The sequence below is a fragment of the Enterobacter hormaechei ATCC 49162 genome (assembly GCF_001875655.1).
GTDB lineage: Bacteria > Pseudomonadota > Gammaproteobacteria > Enterobacterales > Enterobacteriaceae > Enterobacter > Enterobacter hormaechei.
This window is the reverse complement of sequence record NZ_MKEQ01000001.1, coordinates 1,273,403-1,293,432: the sequence shown is the minus strand read 5'-3', so window position 1 is coordinate 1,293,432 and position 20,030 is coordinate 1,273,403. Positions and strand designations below refer to the sequence as shown.

Annotated in this window: 17 protein-coding genes; 11 read left to right on the top strand and 6 right to left on the bottom strand. The window is 56.4% G+C overall.

Going from position 1 to position 20,030, the window contains the following annotated elements; translation table 11 throughout:
* Positions 1–3 precede the first annotated feature (3 nt).
* From gspG to BH712_RS06450, 11 genes are all read left to right on the top strand, one after another.
* Entirely contained in the window at positions 4–453 is a 450-nt protein-coding gene (gene gspG / locus BH712_RS06500) for a type II secretion system major pseudopilin GspG (RefSeq protein WP_006809430.1), read from the top strand.
* Positions 453–938 carry a type II secretion system minor pseudopilin GspH gene (gene gspH / locus BH712_RS06495; RefSeq protein WP_006809429.1) on the top strand — a complete coding sequence of 162 codons (486 nt, stop codon included), beginning with the start codon at positions 453–455 and terminating at the stop codon, positions 936–938. The genes gspG and gspH overlap by 1 nt, the downstream gene beginning before the upstream one ends.
* A complete protein-coding gene (gene gspI / locus BH712_RS06490) occupies positions 931–1,311 on the top strand; it encodes a type II secretion system minor pseudopilin GspI (protein ID WP_006809428.1) in 381 nt (126 codons plus the stop codon). Before gspH ends, gspI begins: the two co-directional genes overlap by 8 nt.
* Positions 1,308–1,973 (top strand): type II secretion system minor pseudopilin GspJ, encoded by a 666-nt coding sequence (gspJ, locus tag BH712_RS06485; RefSeq protein WP_006809427.1) that lies wholly within the window; start codon positions 1,308–1,310, stop codon positions 1,971–1,973. The genes gspI and gspJ overlap by 4 nt, the downstream gene beginning before the upstream one ends.
* The gene (gene gspK, locus BH712_RS06480; RefSeq protein ID WP_006809426.1) at positions 1,970–2,980 is read left to right on the top strand and encodes a type II secretion system minor pseudopilin GspK; all 1,011 of its coding nucleotides are present in this window, start codon (positions 1,970–1,972) and stop codon (positions 2,978–2,980) included. The genes gspJ and gspK overlap by 4 nt, the downstream gene beginning before the upstream one ends.
* Before the next feature lie 15 nt (positions 2,981–2,995).
* Entirely contained in the window at positions 2,996–4,129 is a 1,134-nt protein-coding gene (gene gspL / locus BH712_RS06475; RefSeq protein ID WP_000815757.1) for a type II secretion system protein GspL, read from the top strand.
* Positions 4,126–4,611, top strand: coding sequence for a type II secretion system protein GspM (gene gspM / locus BH712_RS06470; RefSeq protein ID WP_000664395.1), 486 nt, complete (start codon positions 4,126–4,128; stop codon positions 4,609–4,611). The genes gspL and gspM overlap by 4 nt, the downstream gene beginning before the upstream one ends.
* Positions 4,608–5,405 carry a prepilin peptidase gene (locus BH712_RS06465; protein ID WP_006809425.1) on the top strand — a complete coding sequence of 266 codons (798 nt, stop codon included), beginning with the start codon at positions 4,608–4,610 and terminating at the stop codon, positions 5,403–5,405. Before gspM ends, BH712_RS06465 begins: the two co-directional genes overlap by 4 nt.
* A 259-nt stretch (positions 5,406–5,664) precedes the next feature.
* Positions 5,665–8,376: a glycosyl hydrolase family 18 protein gene (locus BH712_RS06460; protein WP_006809424.1), complete on the top strand. Its 2,712-nt coding sequence runs from the start codon at positions 5,665–5,667 to the stop codon at positions 8,374–8,376.
* A gap of 104 nt (positions 8,377–8,480) precedes the next feature.
* The gene (iagB, locus tag BH712_RS06455; protein ID WP_006809423.1) at positions 8,481–8,921 is read left to right on the top strand and encodes a type III secretion system invasion protein IagB; all 441 of its coding nucleotides are present in this window, start codon (positions 8,481–8,483) and stop codon (positions 8,919–8,921) included.
* A 134-nt stretch (positions 8,922–9,055) separates the two neighbouring features.
* On the top strand, positions 9,056–10,888 hold the full coding sequence (locus tag BH712_RS06450; protein ID WP_006809422.1) for a glycoside hydrolase family 19 protein: 1,833 nt from the start codon (positions 9,056–9,058) through the stop codon (positions 10,886–10,888).
* A 113-nt stretch (positions 10,889–11,001) separates the two neighbouring features.
* On the opposite strand, the gene BH712_RS06445 is transcribed toward BH712_RS06450, so the two are convergent.
* The 6 genes from BH712_RS06445 to hcp form a co-directional block, all read right to left on the bottom strand.
* On the bottom strand, positions 11,002–12,015 hold the full coding sequence (locus BH712_RS06445; protein ID WP_032673746.1) for an NAD-dependent epimerase/dehydratase family protein: 1,014 nt from the start codon (positions 12,013–12,015) through the stop codon (positions 11,002–11,004).
* A 92-nt stretch (positions 12,016–12,107) separates the two neighbouring features.
* Positions 12,108–13,544: an SDR family oxidoreductase gene (locus BH712_RS06440; RefSeq protein WP_006809420.1), complete on the bottom strand. Its 1,437-nt coding sequence runs from the start codon at positions 13,542–13,544 to the stop codon at positions 12,108–12,110.
* 10 nt (positions 13,545–13,554) lie between these two features.
* On the bottom strand, positions 13,555–14,556 hold the full coding sequence (gene ltaE / locus BH712_RS06435) for a low-specificity L-threonine aldolase (RefSeq protein WP_006809419.1): 1,002 nt from the start codon (positions 14,554–14,556) through the stop codon (positions 13,555–13,557).
* A 38-nt stretch (positions 14,557–14,594) separates the two neighbouring features.
* The gene (gene poxB / locus BH712_RS06430; protein WP_006809418.1) at positions 14,595–16,313 is read right to left on the bottom strand and encodes a ubiquinone-dependent pyruvate dehydrogenase; all 1,719 of its coding nucleotides are present in this window, start codon (positions 16,311–16,313) and stop codon (positions 14,595–14,597) included.
* 967 nt (positions 16,314–17,280) lie between these two features.
* Positions 17,281–18,249 carry an NADH oxidoreductase gene (hcr, locus tag BH712_RS06425; RefSeq protein WP_006809416.1) on the bottom strand — a complete coding sequence of 323 codons (969 nt, stop codon included), beginning with the start codon at positions 18,247–18,249 and terminating at the stop codon, positions 17,281–17,283.
* Between the two features lie 10 nt (positions 18,250–18,259).
* Entirely contained in the window at positions 18,260–19,912 is a 1,653-nt protein-coding gene (gene hcp / locus BH712_RS06420) for a hydroxylamine reductase (RefSeq protein ID WP_006809415.1), read from the bottom strand.
* Positions 19,913–20,030: the final 118 nt, after the last annotated feature.

Below are 20,030 nucleotides of genomic sequence, written 5' to 3'. Positions count from 1 at the left end.
ATCATGGCTTTAAAACGTAAAAACCTGGCTCGCCAGGCGGGCTTCACATTGCTCGAATTAATGGTGGTTATTGTTATTCTCGGCGTCCTGGCGAGTATGGTGGTGCCAAACTTAATGGGAAATAAAGAGAAAGCGGACGAGCAAAAAGCAACCAGCGATATTGTCGCGCTCGAAGGCTCGCTGGACATGTATAAGCTGGACAACCACCGCTACCCGACTACCGAGCAGGGTTTGCAGGCGCTGGTGACCAAGCCTGAAATCGCGCCAATCCCGAACGGCTACCGTGCAGACGGCTATATCCGTCGCCTGCCGCAGGATCCGTGGGGCGGTGATTATATTCTGGTCAGCCCAGGCGAACACGGCGCGGTAGACGTTTTCTCAGCCGGTCCGGACGGTGAAGCCAATACCGCCGATGATATTACAAACTGGTCTCTGGATAAGAAAGAGAAATAATGAAAAATCAACGCGGCTTTACGTTGCTGGAAATTATTCTGGCGCTGGTGATATTTGCCAGTTGCGCCATGATGGTGGTGTCAACAATACCTTCGCGCAGCGGTGCGGATATATTTGGCCAGCAATTGAAAGCGCTCGTTGATTATGGTTCAGACCGCGCGGTGATGGACGGAAATATCGTCGGGCTGGTGATCACCACCGATAAATATCAGCTGGTGACGCTCGCTGATAAAAACGGCGAACGTCACTGGGTGCCGTTATCCGCGGGACGGATTACCACCAAAGGCGATTTCCCGGAAGAGATGCACGTTTCGCTCTCGCCGCAGCGCCTGGCCGCCACGGTAGCGTCCGAGCCGCAGGTGATTTTTTTACCGGACGGTGAAATCAGCCGCTTCACCCTGACGCTGCAAAGTTATGACAAACAGCACCATTTCCGCGTGGTGTCGCAGGGCGCGGCCCCGGTATCGGTAGAAAACGATGGCTAACGGCAACAAAAAGCAAAAGGGAATGACGCTGCTGGAGGTGATGGTCGCCCTGGTGATCTTCTCCACCGCTGCGCTGGCGCTGATGAACTCGGTCTCCCTGAACGTGCGCTTTACCCACGGTCTGGCCGACACGCTTCAGGCCAGCTGGGTGGCGGAAAACCAGCTGGCGGAAGCGCAGCTCACGAAAACCGACTTCCCGGATGCCGAGCAGCAGGGAACGGAAATCATGGGCGGACGCAGCTGGAACTGGCGCAAGCAGCGGGTGAAAACCGCCGACAACGGCTGGGCAAACGCCATTCGCGTCTATGCGGAAGGCGACGACAGCCAGCCGGTTATTTCGCTGCACATCATTCCGCCGGGAGAGAGCAAGTGAAAAATACGCGACGCCAGCGCGGATTTACCCTGCTGGAGATCATGATTGCCCTGACCATCTTCGCGGTGATCAGCACCCTGGCCTGGCAAATTCTGGACGGCGCGATGCGCACCAGTTCGGCCACCGATGCCAGCGCCGCAAAGCTCAACCAGCTTCAGCGCGCCTGGAGCCTGATGGAGCGCGATTTTTTCCAGCTTCAGGCCCGCGCCCCGCGTAACGAGCCGGAGATATTTCGTCAGGAGGGGGATGCCCTTGAACTGACCACCCTGAACGGGGTGAGCGGAACGGTTCAACTGGAGCGCGTGCGCTGGCGGCTGGAAGAGGGGCGTCTGTATCGCGACGTCTGGCCGGTGATTGACGGCCCGGCAGACGCTAAGCCTGACGAAGTGCCGATTATCAGCGAGGTGAAATCCCTGCAATGGCGTTTTTACCGTCAGGGATGGCTGAAAAGCTGGAGCGACGCCGCCCATCTGCCGGACGGCGTGGAGGTGACGTTGACGATGGAAAACGGTGATACCTGGCGCTGGGTGTTTACCACGCCGGGTGACATGCCGGAGATGGCCGCTGCCGCAGCGCCGGAGAAGGCCGCTGACGCGCCTGCGACGACCCCGGAAGCCGCCCCTGCACCGGAAGCCGCTCCTGCGCCGGAGGCCAAACCATGAGCCGGATCCATAAACAAAAAGGTGTCGCCCTGCTGGTGGTGCTGATTTTGCTGGTAATGATGTCAGCGCTGGCCGCCAAAATCAGCCAGCAGTTCTGCCGTAATTTGCAGAAAACCCATTATCAGGTCAGCCAGCAGCAGCTGCGCTGGGCGATGCTGGCCCAGGAGAAAGTGGTGAAAGATCGGCTACAGACCGACGCCAGCGGCGAGAGTAAGCCGCTCTCTCTGGATGGTGACTGGCATCAGCCGCTGGAGACGCGAGGGGAAGACTACACGGTTGTGAGCCAGGTGGAAGACGCGCAGGACTGCTTCAACGTCAATAACCTGTTGACCGCCGACGCCGCACCCCAGGGGCAAAGCGCCCCCGCCGTGCCAGAAAAACCGCGTAAAGCGCAAATTATTGAGCAACTGCTGACGGAGAGCGGCCTCAGCCAGAGCACGGCGGAGGAGGTCTATTTCCAGCTGGTGGATTATCTCGACGGCGACAGCACAACGGCGAAAGAGGGGGCCGAGAGCGATGCGTGGGCTGGCGTCGTGCCCGCGCGGCAGCCAGCAAACCAGATGATGCGCAACATCGCGGAGATCAAACGGCTGCCCGCGTTCCCGGTGGCGGCCTATCCGAAGGTGAGCAAGCTGTTGTGCGCCCTGCCGGACGCCGCCAGCAAGGTTGATGTCAACACCCTGCAACCGGAACAGGCTGCCGTGCTGGCGGCCATGTTCCCGGGAAAACTCACGCGGGATGACGCCGTTCGCCTGCTGGATTCGCGTCCGGAATCGGGCTGGGAAAATCTGGAAGCGTTCAGCAAAGCGCTGGAGCAGACCTTCCCGCAGTTAAAAGACGATCTCCCGCAGGTGGCCGATCAATTTTCTCTAAACAGCCGGTACTTCCGCGTCAATTACAGCGGCAATACCGATGAATTAACGCTTCGCGTGGTCAGCCAGCTTCAGGTCAATAACGAAGCCGGTGAGATCGTGACGTGGCAGCGTCGTTACCGAATGATTGAATAAGAAAAGTAGAACGTTATGAAACAGGTGCTTTTTGTTCGTCCCGACAGCCGCGAGGGCGGGAAAATAATGTGGTGTGAGTCCGGCAGTGAACGCGTTGAGGTGCTCGACACCCTGGAGGCGCTGGCGGATCACCCGCTGGCTGCGCGCGTCTGTTTACTGCTTCCCGCCAGCGACATGATCTTCCGGCATTTCACGCTGCCGAAAAAAGTGGCTTCTCAGGCGATGGCCTTCTCGTGGATGGCGGAGGAGACGCTGATCGGTGACGTGGACAATCTGCACTGGACGGTGCTGCATAAAAAAGGGGCCGAGGTCGATGCCGTGGCGATGGATGCCGATCGCCTGCGTGCGGCGTTGGCCCGCTGTCAGGACGCCGGATTAAAGGTGATTCAGGCCCTGCCTGATGCCTGGCTGCTGCCCGTGACCGCAGGCGGCAGTACGCTGGTGGCGCAGGAGGGGAGCTACTGGCTGCGCTTTTCGCCCCACGTGGCCGGTGAAATGGAGGCGAGCCTGCTGCCGCTGCTCATGCAGAAAACAGGGGAAGGGGAAGTCTGTTGCTACGGCGATGCCCCCGCAGGCGTTAACGTGGATGTCCAGTACGCCTGGCAACACCCGCTGGTGCTGATTCAGCCGCAGTGGCAAAGCTGTCGCGTCAATATGTTGCACAGTGAGTTCAGCCCAAAGGCCAGTAATGGCCGGGCCGCGAAAAGCATGAAGGTGGCAATGGCGACGGCGGGCCTGCTGTCAGTCGGCCTGCTACTGGGGCCGCGTATCGCAATGGCCTGGATGCTGGTGCAGCAGGAAAACCAGTTGCAGGAGGAGATCGTCCAGGTGTATCAGCACCATTTCCCCAGCATGCGCCAGCAGACCAACATCAAATATCACTTTGGTCAAAACCTGAAGAAACAGAGCAAAGGGATCTTCCTTCAGCTGGAAGAGCTGGAGAGCGCCAGGCAGGCCGTTCCGGCGATGGAAATCGATCTGCTGGAATACGATGCACAGCAAAACCGGCTGACCCTGAGCGTCAGTGCGCAAAATCAGCCCGCGCTACAGGCGTTTGTTAATCAGACCAGTGAGAATTTTGATTTTTCCTTACAGCCTGTTTCAACAACCGAACCCTATACCGCCATGATCGCAGGGAAACATAAATGAAAGAGCGAATCGCGCAGTTGAAATCGCGCTATCAGAATTATAGCGCCCGGGAAAAAGTGATTTTAAAACTATGTGCCGTCGCCATTTTCGGGGCTGCGGTGTATTACGCAGGAGTAATTCCCTTGGATAATATGATTCAAAATAGTAAATCAACGCTAAAAAGACAAAAAGAGACGCTTAACTGGATGCGCAGTGAAATTGATAAAAATCATCTTCAGGTTCAGTTAGTCAAAACGGATAATCCACGCACGGTGGTAGAGAACAGCGCCCATGAAATTAATCTCTCGCTGACGGATGTGCGCCAGGAGGGACAAACATTATCCTTTGTCGTGAATCGCGTTAACGTTTATGAATTAAAAAGCTGGCTGCGCGAAATTAATCAGACCTCCGGCGTCAGATTACAGAAAATGAATCTTACGCCGGTGGATCATCTCAGCGATGTTAAAGCGCAGGTGGAGCTTACCTGGTCCAAATCCGCATGAATACCGTCGTGCTGATGTGGGATACCTGTCCGCTGGGTTTCCCGATAATGAGTGCGATTCTGGGGGGGATTGCAGGCAGTTTTCTAGGCGTCGTGGCCGAGCGTGTCCCGGGGATGGTGATGGAGGTGGAGGGGAGCGGCAATCTGCTTTTTCCGGCCTCGCACTGCCCCGTGTGTAAGCACACGCTAGCGGCGTGGGAAAATATCCCGCTGGTCAGCTGGCTTTTATTGCGCGGACGCTGTCACCAGTGCGGTACGGCTATCCCACTGCGGATATTTTTGGTCGAACTTTTCTCCGCGCTGTTTTGCGGCGTCACGGCCTGGGTTATGCCAGACCTTCAGTCGCTGTTTTCCTTATGGCTGCTGGCGGCGTTTTTACTGCCGCTGGCCATGATCGACTGGCAGCACCAGCTGCTTCCGGACTGCCTGACCCAGCCGCTGCTGTGGGCGGGGTTAGTGCTCCATGCGTTTGACCATACGTTGCCGCTACGCGACGCCCTGTTCGGCGCCGTGTCGGGCTATCTGTCGCTCTGGCTGCTCTACTGGGCTTTTCGGCTGATGGCCGGGCGCGAAGGTCTGGGTTACGGTGATTTTAAGCTACTGGCCGCGCTGGGTGCCTGGTGCGGCTGGCAGGCATTACCCTCCATTGAACTGGCGGCAGCGTTAAGCGGTATTGTCGGATATTTCGCCGCAAATAATTTAAATAAAAATAACCTCACTATTTCTTTCGGACCCTACCTCGCCTTTGCTGGAATAGTGGTGTTTATTAGTCAGCAGCTTACTTTCACATTTTAAATATACAGGTCAAGATTTTTTATAAATCTTTTTGATGGTGGAAGAGAAGGACGTCTCTTTGCGCTCAGTGTATCGTAAGGGATATAAGCTACACGGAATTGGGCTTGTATCTTTTAATGGAGGAATACAACGCAGCAAAAAAATCTATTTTTGTTCACGGCACTCAGGTTGGTTAAATACGCACTACGCGAAATGCATCCATGATCTCACGGAGAGACATGGGTTATTACGTTACGAATAAATTTATCAGGAAATAAAAATGAAATTTATGAAGCCAAAATATCTGGCGCTCTTTATTGCGGCGGCAACCAGCTCTGCATTTGCAGCAGCGCCGGGTGCACCGACGATCGGCTATGGCAATGACAAATTTGCCCTGGTGGAAGTGGATCAGGCTGCTCAGGATTATAACAATCTTGTCAAAGTGCATAACGATGGCGTGGATGTAAAAGTTGAGTGGAACGTCTGGAGTGGCGATGCGCCAACCTCAGCAAAAGTGCTGCTGGACGGACAGACCGTCTGGACCGGCGCTGGCGGCGCGACCGGCTCAGCAACGTTCAAAGTGAAAAAAGGTGGACGTTATCAGGAGCAGGTTGAAGTCTGTAACGCCAGCGGCTGTGCGAAAAGCGCCAGCAAGCTGATTATCGTGGCTGACACCGACGGTAGCCACCTGCTGCCGCTGAACACCACCATGCAGGAAAACAACAAGGCTTTCGCGAAGCACACCGATAAAGTGGTTGCAGCCTATTTCCCGGAATGGGGCGTTTACGATCGTAACTTCCCGGTTGATAAAATTCCTGCGGCTAACCTCAACCACATTCTGTACGGCTTCATTCCAATCTGTGGCGGTGACGGCATTAACGACGGCCTGAAAACCATTGAAGGCGGCAACAGCTTCCGCGTGCTTCAGAACGACTGTAAGGGCCGTCCTGACTATACCGTGGCGATCCACGACCCATGGGCTGCGCTGCAAAAACCACAGGCTGGCGTCTCCAACTGGGACGACCCGTACAAAGGTAACTTTGGCCAGCTGATGGCGCTGAAAAAAGCACATCCTGACCTGAAAGTGCTGCCATCTATCGGCGGCTGGACGCTTTCCGATCCGTTCTTCCACATGGGCGACCCGGCTATCCGTGCACGCTTTGTCTCGTCTGTGAAAGAGTTCCTCCAGACCTGGAAATTCTTTGACGGCGTGGATATCGACTGGGAATTCCCAGGCGGCGGCGGTGTGAGCGAAAACCTGGGCAACCCGCAGCAGGATAAAGCCACCTATACCGCACTGATGCACGACCTGCGCACCATGCTGAACGAGCTGTCTGCACAGACGGGCCGTACCTATGAACTGACCAGCGCCATCGGTGCAGGTCGCGATAAGATCGAAGACGTGGATTACACTGCCGCTCAGCAGTACCTCGACCACATCTTCCTGATGAGCTACGACTTCTACGGCGGCTGGAGCAACACCGTTCTGGGCCACCAGGCTGCGCTGCGTGCGCCAGCATGGCGTCCGGACACTGACTACACCACTGAAAATGGCGTTAACGCGCTGCTTTCCCAGGGTGTACAGCCAGGCAAGATCGTGGTGGGTGCGGGCATGTATGGCCGCGGCTGGACCGGCGTACATGGCTACACCGGTAACAATCCATTCACTGGTACTGCGACCGGTATGGTGAAAGGGACCTGGGAACCAGGCGTGGTTGACTATCGTCAGATCGTCAACGAATACAAAGGCAAACCAGGCTGGGAATACGGCTACGACGCGGACGCGGAAGCCCCTTACGTCTTCAACAAAACTACCGGCGACCTGATCACGTATGAAGATGCGCGTTCAACCACGGCGAAAGGTAAGTATGTTCTGGCGAATAAACTGGGCGGCCTGTTCGCATGGTCTATCGATTCTGACACCGGCGACATCCTGAACGCGATGAACGAAAGCCTGCTGGGCGGTTCTACTCCGGTTGATCCGGTGGTGACTAACCATGCGCCAATCGCTTCATCTGCGGATCAGAACGTTTCTGGCCCGGCAACCGTCACGCTCGATGGTTCTGCTTCCAGCGATCCTGATGGCGATGCGATTACCTACAAATGGACTCAGGTTTCTGGTCCGTCTGTCACCATCAACAACAGCACCAAAGCGAAAGCGACCTTCAACGTAGCGGCCGCGACGACCGACCAGACCATGACGTTCCGTCTGACGGTAACGGATGCGAAAGGCCTGAGCAACGCGATTGATGTGCAGGTTGTGAACAAAGCGCCGAAAGCGAACCAGGCGCCGGTTGTGAACGCGATGGAAGCGGTAACGCTTCAGGCGGGTGAAACCTATTCTCTGCATGCACAGGCTGCCGATCCTGACGGTGACGCGCTGACCTACGCCTGGAGCGTACCAGCAGACATGCACGCCACCGGTACTGATACCGCGAACGTGAGCATTACTGCACCAGACGTGACTTCTACCTCTACCTATACCCTGAGCGTAGTGGTCGGCGATGGTAAAACCAGCGTGCAGTCTAACGTGCAGGTTACCGTGAATCCGAAACCGGCTGACGTAACGCCACCGGCTGATGACGTGACCCCACCAGCTGACGACGTAACTCCTCCGGCTGATGACGTGACTCCGCCATCTGACGAAGGCTCTGCAACGAACAGCTGCGACGCACCTGTCGATGCTAACGCCAGCAAATATGCTGCGTGGGATGCAAGCAAGATCTACAACAATGGCGATACCGTAAGCTTCGACCATCTGGTGTGGAAAGCGAAGTACTGGACGCAGGGCAACCAGCCTGGCTTCGGTGTGGATGCCTGGGAACTGGTCAGCAACGTGAAGATGAACTGGCGTTCTGACATGGTTTATAACGGCGGCGATACCACCACTTACGAAGGTAATGTTTACCGTGCGAAATGGTGGACCAGCGGTGATAACCCAGCTAACAGCGACGTATGGGTGAAAGAAGGTCCTTCAACAGACTGCAAATAATCTAACCCATTAATAACTCCCCCTCCTAAAGGGGGGGAGTTATTCAAAATTCATTTTACAGGATGTTGCTAAGGAGAAATAACCGAAACTGTCAGCAGGTAAAAATGAAAAAATTGATTTTGTTGTTATTGATAATAAGCCAAAGTGCACTGGCAAACTGTTGGGATAAAGCGGCGCATTATTATCATGTCGATCCCTATTTACTGTACGCGATAGCGAATGTGGAATCCGGAATGAACCCGTATGCGGTTGGGCAAAACCGCGATGGCACGCGGGATGTCGGGCTGATGCAAATCAACAGTTCGCATTTTACGGCGCTGGAAAGCAGAGGTATCGACGAATACCGGTTAATGACGGAGCCGTGTACGTCCATCATGGTGGGCGCTTCAATCCTCTCCGGCATGATCAAGGTATATGGCTATAACTGGGAGGCCGTGGGTGCCTATAACGCCGGATTGAAAAAAGAAAATTATCCGCAGCGAATGAAATATGCCCGTAAGGTCTGGACCAAATACCAGCAACTGAAATTAGCAGCACGTTATTAACGTTTTTTATTTTTGAAGAATTCCTGAAGGTGTTCTTCGAAAAGAGAAAACAGCTGAATGTGGTTTATGTATTAACGGAATAATACCTAAACCGGTTTTTTAACATTTAATTTGATACGAACAGGAATATTGATATGAACAAAAGGACGTTACTGAGTGTACTCATTGCCGGAGCCTGCGTGGCGCCATTAATGGCCCAGGCTGCAAATCTGAAGGAAACCAGCAGTGAGCCGTACACCATCAAAGCCAGCGATCTGGCGAAGAAAGAGAAGGAATTGACGGATTTCCCTCTGATGGCTTCGGTTAAAGAGACCATTCAGACGCTGGATAACGCCCAGGTCGAACTGATTGAGCCAGGCCGCGCGGCGAACCCGGAAAACGTAAAACGCGTTGAAGGGATCGTGAAAGCCAGCGACTGGGAATATCTCTTCCCGCTGCGTGCTCAGGCATACACCTACAGCAACTTCCTGAAAGCAGTAGGTAAATTCCCTGCGCTGTGTAAAACCTATAACGACGGTCGCGACAGCGACGCGATCTGCCGCAAAGAGCTGGCAACCATGTTTGCTCACTTTGCCCAGGAAACCGGCGGCCACGAAAGCTGGCGTCCGGAAGCCGAATGGCGTCAGGCGCTGGTGCACGTGCGTGAAATGGGCTGGAGCGAAGGGCAGAAGGGCGGCTATAACGGCGAATGTAACCCGGACGTCTGGCAGGGTCAGACCTGGCCTTGCGGTAAAGATAAAGACGGTGACTTCCTGAGCTACTTTGGTCGCGGTGCGAAGCAGCTGTCTTACAACTACAACTACGGTCCATTCTCTGAAGCGATGTACGGCGACGTGCGCACCCTGCTCGACAAACCTGAGCTGGTAGCGGACACCTGGCTGAACCTGGCGAGTGCGATCTTCTTCTTCGCCTATCCACAGCCGCCAAAACCAAGCATGTTGCAGGTTATCGACGGCACGTGGCAGCCGAACGATCGCGATAAAGCCAACGGTCTGGTCCCGGGCTTCGGTGTGACCACCCAGATCATCAACGGCGGCGTTGAGTGCGGCGGCCCGACTGAAATTGCACAGTCTCAGAACCGTATCAAGTACTACAAAGAGTTCGCGAACTACCTGAAAGTGCCTGTTCCGGCGAACGAAGTGTTGGGTTGCGCCAACATGAAACAGTTCGACGAAGGTGGCGCTGGCGCCCTGAAGATTTACTGGGAACAGGACTGGGGATGGAGCGCAGATACGCCGGACGGTAAGACTTACTCTTGCCAGCTGGTGGGCTACCAGACGCCGTTCAGCGCATTCAAAGACGGTGACTACACCAAGTGTGTACAGAAATTCTATAACGTGAACATCGTTAACGACGACGGTTCTGCCGTAACGCCGGACGAAACCCCGGTAACGCCAACGCCAGCACCGGCACCGTCCGAAGATGAAACGCCAGCACCGGCGCCAGCGCCTGTACCGGACGAAACCCCGGTTGAACCGGTTGCGGTAAACCACGCACCGGTTGCGCAGATTGCGGGTCCGATCGGCGCAGTGGAAGCGGGTGCGCAGGTTTCTCTGAGCGCGGAAGGTTCTACCGATCCAGACGGCAACAAACTGACTTATACCTGGCGTTCACAGGACGGTCAGACTGTTACCGGTCAGGACAAAGCGGTCGTGACCTTCGCGGCACCTGAGTCTGCAACGGCGCAGCAGTATGAAGTTAGCCTGACCGTCAGCGATGGCGAGCTGAGCAGCACCACCTCTTACCTGCTGAACGTTAAGGCGAAGGCGTCAACGCCATCCGAAGGCGACACGTCTTATCCTGCGTGGAGTGCGAACAGCAAGTACAACGCGGGTGATATCGTGAATAACCACGGTAAACTGTTCCAGTGCAAACCGTTCCCGTACAGCGGCTGGTGTAACAACGCGCCAGCGTACTATGAACCGGGCGCAGGCCTGGCCTGGGCTGAAGCCTGGACGGCTCTGTAAAAGCGAAACGGCAACCCTCGGGTTGCCGTTTTAGTATTTGCACTTTCCCCTCACCCTAACCCTCTCCCCGGAGGGGCGAGGGAACAGTACGGTGACACCACCAGGCAAAAACGCTAGCGATGAAGCTTCCCGTGATCGCGTAACCACGCCGCCGTACGCACAATGCCTTCATCCAGCGAAACAATCGGCTTATACCCCAGCTCGTTTTCCGCGCGCGAAATATCCAGCGTAAAATCAAAGTTGAGCTTCGACACGCCGTAGTGCGTCAGCGCAGGCTCTTTGGCGGATTTACTGCCAAAGCGCTCCATGCTGCGGGCGATCATATCCAGCATCGGGTAGGGAACGGAACGGATCCGACAGTCGATCTTTAACTCGTCAATCAGTCTTTGCACAATGCTGCGCAGGGTACAGGGTTCGCCGTTGGTGATGTTATACGCGCGCCCCGACACCAGCTTATCGCAGTCCGGCTGGCTCGCCAGCCACATGGCGTGAACGGCATTTTCGTAATAGGTCATGTCCACCAGCGCATCGCCGCCGCGCGGTAAGAGCACGCTGCCGTAGTGGTGCATCATCTGCGCAAGCCGCGGAATAAATACCTTGTCGTGCGGCCCGAACAGGCTCTGCGGACGCAGCACGGTAAAGCGGGTGTGCGGGTTTGACTGCGCCAGCAGGTCAATCACCTCTTCGCCCGCCGCTTTACTGCGGGCAAACTCACAGGCAAAGCGTGCCGGGCGGAAATCTTCCTGAATATCACGATGGTGGTGATAGTCGAAATAGAGCGACGGGGAGGAGATATGAATAAAGTTACGCACGCCCCAGGCAACGGCCCATTCGCCCAGACGACGCGTAGCGCGCACGTTGGCGAGGTCGAAGGCTTCCTGCGTGCCCCACGGGGAGGTAAAACTGGAGCAGTGCCACAGCGTGTCGATACCGGCGAGCATCACCTTCGCCTGCGAGGAGACCAGCTCCGTCAGATCGGCATGGACAAATTCAGCGCCCATTTTTTGCAGGAGTTTACCCATCGCCTCATTGCGACCGGTGGCCCTCACGCTGATGCCCTTGTTGCGCAGAAACTCGACCGCATTTCGGCCTAAGCCGCTGGTCGCCCCGGTAACCAGTACCTTCATAACAATCCACTGTGTTGAAAAGAATTTCGTGCGCATTCTTTCGTGAATTACGATGTGTTGCAATGGGAAAGGTGAAAGAAAAAGCGTTTTATTTACTTACCTTCCTGCTTTTGTTCTGCCAGTTGCGCAATCCGTTTCGCCATTCCGCGGAAGATAAACAGGTGTGCCGGGATCATCAGCAACCAGTAAAACAGACCCGGCATTCCGTGCGGATGCCACCATGCCCGAACGTCCAGTTCACGATGGTCGCCTTTGTCCTTCAGCGTAAAGCAAAGCCGACCTAACCCCGGTGCTTTCATGCCAAACAGCAGCGCCAGCTGTTTTTCTGGCTCGACAATAATCACCTTCCAGCTATCAACAGCATCGCCCACCTGAAGGTACGGATGCGCCGGGCGACCTTTTGCCAGCCGGTGACCGACCAGCAGATCCAGCGCGCCGCGCGTTTGCCAGAGGATATTGCCGAAGAAATAGCGTTCTTTGCCGCCGATCTGGTTCACCACCTCCCACAGCGCGTGAAGGCTGGCAGAGGTTTTTACCGTGCAGCCCGCCTGTTTCGGGTAATAGCCGTACTCGGGCCGCCAGCGGGCAAAGGCCTGCGCGTCGTAGCCCCAGTCGCTGGAGTTGACCAGCTTCTCTTCCTCTTTGAGCGTGTTGCGTACCGCGTCGTCGAAGCGGATCAGTTCCTGAGGGATCAGCGTACGCAGCGCGCGATCGTCCGCCAGCAGATCGTGCTTCAGCCCCTGGATCAGCGCTTTGGCGGTCGTCGGGGGAACCGAGGTGATCACATTCAAAAACCACACTGAAATCCAGCGGGTTGGGAAGGGGACGGGGATAAGCCAGCGGCGGCGCCCGCTGACCCGCATAAAATGTTCGAACTGCGCCTGGTAGCTCAGCACTTCAGGGCCAGCGGCTTCCAGCACGCGATGCTGCTCCGCCGGGTGATCCAGCAATGCCACCAGATAGTGGAGTAAATTCTCCAGCGCAATCGGCGTGGTGCGCGAGCGTACCCAGCGCGGGGGCGTCAGCACTGGCAGGTTGTAGACCATATCGCGCATCACTTCGAACGCGGCGGAACCCGCGCCGACGATGATCCCCGCCCGCAGTTCGGTAACGGGTATATTAGCGCTGCGCAATGTGTCGGCCGTCAGCTGGCGGGCCCGCAGATGGTCGGACTGCTCGTGTTCAGGCGCCTGGAGCGAGCTTAAGAAGATCACCTGCTTCACCGGCGTTTGCAGCAACGCATCGCGGACGTTCATCGCCACCTGACGCTCGTGGGCGATAAAATCGCCGCCTTCGCCCATGCTGTGAACAAGATAGTAAAGCGTATCGACCCCTTCGAGCAGCGCAGGAAGCTCCTTCGGCCAGTTAAGGTCAACGTTGTGACAGGTCACGCCAGGCAAATGTCGCTTTTGCAGGCGCTCAGTGTTGCGTGCCGCTGCCAGCACCTGGTGCCCCTGCTGGCTTAACGCCGTGGTCAGATGCTGACCGATATACCCGCTGGCGCCGAGCACCAGAATACGTTGCGGCACGCTATGCTCCTTAACGCTGTAAAAACGCCTGCCAGTGTTTCACCACCTCGGTCAACTGCTCACGGTTAACGTCAAGATGCATCACCAGTCGCACGACCGGGGAGGCGTTGATCAGCACGCCACGGGCCTTCATAAATTCGCCCAGCGCGGCAGCATGCTCGTCTCCCACGCGCACAAACAGCATGTTAGTGTCGTGACGCATGACATCAGCGCCGATTTCACGCAACTGCGTTGCCATCCACGCCGCATTGTCGTGATCGTCTTTCAGGCGAGACACGTTATTTTTCAGGGCGTAGAGTCCGGCAGCCGCCAGAATACCCGCCTGACGCATGCCGCCGCCGGTCATTTTACGCCAGCGGTTGGCGCGCCTGATGTAGTCCGCATTGCCCACCAGCAGAGAGCCCACCGGCGTACCCAGACCTTTAGAAAGGCAAATGGTGAACGAGTCGCAATATTGGGTGATCTCTTTCAGCTCGCAGCCATACTCCACCACGGCGTTAAAGATTCGTGCGCCGTCAACGTGCAGGCCGAGCTTGCGCTCGCGGGTAAAGTCCCATGCGGCCTTGAGGTATTCGCGCGGCAGGACTTTACCGTTATGGGTGTTTTCGAGGCTGAGCAGTTTGGTGCGGGCGAAGTGAATATCGTCGGCTTTGATTTTTGCCGCGACTTTATCCAGCGGCAGGGAGCCGTCCGGCGCGGCATCAATCGGCTGTGGCTGGATGCTGCCGAGCACCGCCGCACCGCCAGCTTCGTACAGGTAGTTATGCGCCCCCTGGCCGACGATATACTCTTCGCCGCGCTCGCAGTGGCTGAGCAGCGCCACCAGGTTAGCCTGCGTGCCAGTGGGCAGGAACAGGGCGGCTTCTTTACCGCTCAGTTCTGCCGCATAACGCTGGAGTTCGTTGACCGTCGGGTCATCGCCGTAGACGTCGTCCCCGACCGGGGCGGCCATCATCTCTTCGAGCATGGCACGGCCCGGACGGGTAACGGTATCACTACGTAAATCAATCATTTCACATCCCTTTAATTTAAGAGGTCTTGTGAAATGTTTTACCTGAGCCAGTTGGTTTTTGCCAGTTCGATCACTTCATCACCGCGCCCGCTGATGATAGCGCGCAGCATGTAGAGGCTAAAACCTTTGGCCTGTTCCAGCTTGATTTGAGGCGGGATCGCCAGCTCTTCTTTGGCGACCACCACGTCCACCAGCACCGGGCCGTCGATGGCGAAGGCGCGTTGCAGGGCGTCGTCCACCTCGGAGGCTTTCTCTACCCGAATGCCGGTGATGCCGCAGGCCTCGGCGATGCGGGCGAAGTTGGTGTCATGCAGCTCGGTGCCGTCCGTGAGGTAGCCCCCGGCCTTCATCTCCATCGCCACGAAGCCCAGTACGCTGTTGTTAAAGACCACGATTTTCAACGGCAGCTTCATCTGCGCCACTGACAGGAAATCTCCCATCAGCATACTGAACCCGCCGTCGCCGCACATCGCCACCACCTGACGTTCCGGTGCCGTCGCTTTTGCGCCCAGCGCCTGGGGCATGGCGTTGGCCATCGAGCCATGGTTGAACGACCCAAGCAGGCGACGTTTGCCGTTCATTTTCAGATAGCGTGCGGCCCAGACGGTGGGGGTGCCCACGTCGCAGGTGAAGATGGCATCGTCGTCGGCGAAGTGGCTGATCTGCTGCGCCAGATACTGCGGGTGGATGGCTTTATCGCTCGGTTTGGCGAGATCGTCCAGCCCCTTGCGCGCATCACGATAGTCGCTCAGGGCTTTATCGAGGAATTTGCGGTCCGTTTTTTCTTCCAGCAGCGGCAGCAGGGCGGCGAGGGTGGATTTAATATCGCCGATAAGCGCCATATCCACCTTGCTGTGCGCGCCAATGCTGCCGGGGTTAATGTCGATCTGGATAATTTTGGCATCCGTCGGGTAGAACGCGCGGTACGGGAACTGGGTGCCGAGCAGGATCAGCGTATCGGCGTTCATCATGGTATGGAAGCCGCTGGAAAAACCGATCAGCCCGGTCATGCCGACGTCGTACGGGTTATCGTACTCAACGTGCTCTTTCCCGCGCAGGGCGTGAACAATTGGCGCTTTCAGCTTGCCGGCAAATTCTACCAATTCTGTATGTGCGCCAGCGCATCCGCTGCCGCACATCAGGGCGATATTGCTGGAGTATCGCAGCAGTTGCGCCAGCTTTTTCAGCTCTTCATCGGCAGGGGTAATGGTTGGCTGTGGCGCAGAGTACCAGTGGGTGGTGGCGGTTTCAGGGGCGGCCTTCAGCGCCACGTCTCCTGGCAGTACAACCACCGAAACGCCGCGATTCAGGACCGCTTTACGCATGGCTATCGCCAGCACCTGCGGGATCTGCTCCGGCGACGACACCAGCTCGCAATAGTGGCTGCATTCACGGAACAGCTCCTGCGGATGTGTCTCCTGAAAATAGCCGCTACCGATTTCGGATGACGGAATGTGAGCCGCAATCGCCAGCACCGGCACGTGGTTGCGGTGGCAGTCGAACAGGCCGTTGATGAGATGCAGGTTTCCTGGTCCACAGGATCCCGCACAGACGGCGAGTTCGCCCGTAAGCTGCGCTTCGGCACCTGCGGCGAAGGCGGCGACCTCTTCATGGCGGGTGGGCATCCATTCAATGGTCTTCATCTTGTTGAGGCTATCGCTGAGTCCGTTCAGGGAATCGCCGGTGACGCCCCAGATACGCTTTACGCCAGCCTGCTCAAGGGTTTTCGCTATGTATGCAGCCACGGTTTGTTTCATGGTTGTCCATCTCCTTTATGTGATATCGCTTACAAGCTTAGAAGAAAGTGACTGTATTGCCTGCTCAATACCCATCAGTTAAAAGTGGTTTTCTGCGCGATTATTCAGCATGATCTGGTCATCGACTGGATGAAAACAGATATCATTTCAACGGGTTATGTGTTTTTTGAACGCTATTAATGAAAAGCTATAGCACGACGATTTTGGCAAACTCTTTTTACCCCTTGCCGTCGGCGGGTTGATGCTGGCGTTTTCAGGGGCTGTGCGGTTTGCGCTGGGGAAAGGCCCGGCGTGGAAGTGAATGCTGGATGCTGGAATGCAGGAAGGGGACCGCGGACCCTTTTTTATTGGTGGGTTTTAAGTGGTTGATTTTATTGTGCTGAATGGTAAGTGGTAAAAAAGGGTTTTTGAGAGATTTTTAGGGGAATTCTTTATCTGACAAGGTGATAGGTGTAGATTGTTATGGTTCACTGCCGTACAGGCAGCTTAGAAATGATGGTTAAGACCGACATTAACAACAAGAAGGTTCACTGCCGTACAGGCAGCTTAGAAAGGAGGCCGAGGCGGAGTGGCTCGACAACCTGCGTTCACTGCCGTACAGGCAGCTTAGAAAACACGCCATCGCTCTCTGAACTAATGGCTTTCGTTCACTGCCGTACAGGCAGCTTAGAAATGAAATGTCTTGCATAGTGAGTCCTTAAATAAGTTCACTGTCGTACAGGCAGTAGGCTCAACGTAGGCCGGGTAAACGTAGTGCCACCCGGCAAAAAAGCCCGGTGGCGCTGACGCTTACCGGACCTACAGGGGTTCGAAAGGCAATTGAGCTGGCCTGCACGGGCAAAAAAGCCCGGTGGCGCTGACGCTTACCGGGCCTACAGGGGTTCGAAAGGCAAATGAGCTGGCCTGCACGGGCAAAAAAGCCCGGTAGCGCTGACGCTTACCGGGCCTGCGGAAGAACAGCGACAGTTTATGCCAGAACAAGATCGCCCTGTGGATGGCATGAACACGCCAGCACATAACCCTCTGCAATTTCGGCGTCGGTCAGCGTCATGGTGCTGGTGACCGTATATTCACCGGAAACCACTTTGGTCTTACAGCAACCGCACACCCCGGCACGACAGGCCGCCACCACCGGTACGTTGTTGCTTTCCAGCGCTTCAAGCAGCGTGGTGCCCACGCGGCCAAAGAAGGTCTGCGTCGGTTGCAGCTTCGTGAACTTCATCCCGCTGGTCGCCGCTTCCGCGACCGGTGTGAAAAACTGCTCTTTGAAAAAGCGCGTCACGCCGAGCGCTTTCACTTCTTTCTCCACGATCTCCATGTATGGCGCCGGGCCGCAGGTCATCACGGTGCGGTTCGCAATATCCGGTACGCTTTGCAGCAGTTCACGGCTCAGACGGCCCGCGACAAAGCCATGCGTGGCATTATTTTCCGCGACCAGCGTTACCGGATAGTTGCGCCATTCTTCAGCAAAAATGACATCTTCCGGGGAACGTACGCTGAAGATGACCTGCACGTCGGCCTGCGGACGGTTTTTCGCCAGCCAGCGACGCATCGACATAATCGGCGTCACGCCACAACCCGCCGCCAGCAGCAGGAATTTATCTTCCGGCTTGTCGTCACAGGTAAACTCGCCCTGCGCGTCAGACAGCCAGAGGTAATCCCCGCGCTTCACGTCCCGGGTCAGCCACCGGGAGCCTGCGCCGTCATCAATCCGACGGACGGTGAGCGTAATATATTCGCTCACGCCCGGCGTGGAGGAGATCGTGTAGGCGCGCAGCGTATCCGCCGAATTGCGTATGCTGACCAGCGCATACTGGCCTGCGCGGTACGGGTAGTAGTCATGGCACAGCAGCGACAGCGTCCACACATCCGGCGTCTCCTGATGGATGTGATGAACCTGCATCCGCCACGGACATTGTGAGGTTGGCATGGTCATGAATTACTCCTTACGCACTCAGCAGTTGCTTCATATCATCTTCAACATTGGTCACGGAACGCAGACCAAATTTCTCGTTCAGCACGGCCAGCAGATCCGGCGTCAGGAAGCCTGGCGCGGTCGGCCCGGTGACAATGTTGGTCACACCGAGCGAGAGCAGGGTGAGCAGGATCACGATCGCTTTCTGCTCGAACCAGGAGAGCACCAGCGAGAGCGGCAGATCGTTCACGCCGCAGCCCAGTTTCTCTGCCAGCGTGACCGCCAGAATGATGGCGGAATACGCATCGTTACACTGACCGGCATCCACCAGGCGCGGCAGACCTTCGATGTCGCCGAAGTCCAGCTTGTTGAAACGGTACTTACCGCAGGCCAGGGTCAGGATCAGGCAGTCTTCCGGCACGCGGGTGGCAAAATCGGTGAAGTAGTTACGTTCCCCGCGCGCGCCGTCACAGCCGCCGATCAGGAAGATGTGGCGTAGTTTTTCACGGCTGACGAGGTCAATCAGGGAATCTGCGGCACCGAGCAGGGTTTCACGACCAAAACCAACGGTGATCAGGTGCGGAATTTCGCTGTACGGGAAGCCTGCCATCTGCTGCGCCTGAGCGATAACCGGACCGAAATCGTCGCCTTCAAGGTGGCTCACGCCCGGCCAGCCGACGATGCTGCGGGTCCAGATACGGTCGTCATACGCGCCGACGGTCGGGTCGATGATGCAGTTAGAGGTCATCACAATCGGGCCAGGGAAGCGGGCAAATTCAACCTGCTGGTTTTGCCAGCCGCTGCCGTAGTTACCGATCAGATGTTTAAATTTACGCAACTCCGGGTAGCCGTGCGCGGGCAGCATTTCGCCGTGGGTATAAACGTTCACGCCGGTGCCTTCGGTCTGCTTCAGCAGGTTGTAGAGATCTTTCAGGTCATGGCCGGAGATCAGGATGCATTTGCCTTCGGTCGCTTTGACGTTGACCTGCGTCGGCGTTGGGTGACCGTAGGTGCTGGTTTCACCGGCATCCAGAATGCTCATCACTCTGAAGTTCATCTGGCCGATTTCCATTGAACACTCAAGCAGGGCATTCATATCGGAAGGCCAGGTGCCCAGCCAGGCCATGATTTTGTGGTACTGGGCGTAAATAGCGTTGTCGTACTGACCGAGAACGTGCGCGTGCTCCATGTAGGCCGCAGCACCTTTCAGGCCGTACAGGCACAGCAGACGCAGGCCGAGGATGTTCTCGCCAATCGCCGCTTTGTCTTTATTTGGGGTGAATTCTGCGGCCTGGCGCTGTAGCTCGCCCAGGTCGTCGCTCACCAGCTGTAGCTCCGCCATCGGGTTGTCCACGCGGGCACTGGCGTCGGCATTCAGGCACTGCGCTTTCAGGGCTTCACGCAGGGCAATCGCTTCGCGGGCATAGCCCACAATGCGTGGAGAATCGAAGTTAACGTTAGTCAGCGTGGAGAAAAATGCGCGCGGCGCAAAGCTGTCGACATAGTGATCGACAATGCCATACTCGCGGGCTTTAAACGCCCAGGCGGACAAGCCTTGCAGCGCCGCAATCAGCAGATCCTGAAGATCGGACGTTTCTGCGGTTTTGCCGCACATACCCTGCGCGTAAGAGCAGCCGTTGCCTGCCGGGGTACGGATGGTTTGTTCACATTGCACACAAAACATAATCACACCTGTTAAAGTTATATTTGAGATACATGTTTAAGGTTATGCCTGTGCCACAACAGAGAAAAGTGCTTTCTTGTACTAAGTGGAGGGTTATTGATTTAGCGCAATTTTGGCG

Bases quoted from the DNA above. Each gene is read 5' to 3' on its own strand.
- BH712_RS06460 (WP_006809424.1), top strand. From the start codon at position 5,665: ATGAAATTTATGAAGCCAAAATATCTGGCGCTCTTTATTGCGGCGGCA.
- BH712_RS06445 (WP_032673746.1), bottom strand. From the start codon at position 12,015: ATGAAGGTACTGGTTACCGGGGCGACCAGCGGCTTAGGCCGAAATGCG.
- hcp (WP_006809415.1), bottom strand. From the start codon at position 19,912: ATGTTTTGTGTGCAATGTGAACAAACCATCCGTACCCCGGCAGGCAAC.
- iagB (WP_006809423.1), top strand. From the start codon at position 8,481: ATGAAAAAATTGATTTTGTTGTTATTGATAATAAGCCAAAGTGCACTG.
- hcr (WP_006809416.1), bottom strand. From the start codon at position 18,249: ATGACCATGCCAACCTCACAATGTCCGTGGCGGATGCAGGTTCATCAC.
- BH712_RS06450 (WP_006809422.1), top strand. From the start codon at position 9,056: ATGAACAAAAGGACGTTACTGAGTGTACTCATTGCCGGAGCCTGCGTG.
- gspH (WP_006809429.1), top strand. From the start codon at position 453: ATGAAAAATCAACGCGGCTTTACGTTGCTGGAAATTATTCTGGCGCTG.
- gspI (WP_006809428.1), top strand. From the start codon at position 931: ATGGCTAACGGCAACAAAAAGCAAAAGGGAATGACGCTGCTGGAGGTG.
- gspK (WP_006809426.1), top strand. From the start codon at position 1,970: ATGAGCCGGATCCATAAACAAAAAGGTGTCGCCCTGCTGGTGGTGCTG.
- ltaE (WP_006809419.1), bottom strand. From the start codon at position 14,556: ATGATTGATTTACGTAGTGATACCGTTACCCGTCCGGGCCGTGCCATG.
- gspG (WP_006809430.1), top strand. From the start codon at position 4: ATGGCTTTAAAACGTAAAAACCTGGCTCGCCAGGCGGGCTTCACATTG.
- BH712_RS06465 (WP_006809425.1), top strand. From the start codon at position 4,608: ATGAATACCGTCGTGCTGATGTGGGATACCTGTCCGCTGGGTTTCCCG.
- gspM (WP_000664395.1), top strand. From the start codon at position 4,126: ATGAAAGAGCGAATCGCGCAGTTGAAATCGCGCTATCAGAATTATAGC.
- gspL (WP_000815757.1), top strand. From the start codon at position 2,996: ATGAAACAGGTGCTTTTTGTTCGTCCCGACAGCCGCGAGGGCGGGAAA.
- poxB (WP_006809418.1), bottom strand. From the start codon at position 16,313: ATGAAACAAACCGTGGCTGCATACATAGCGAAAACCCTTGAGCAGGCT.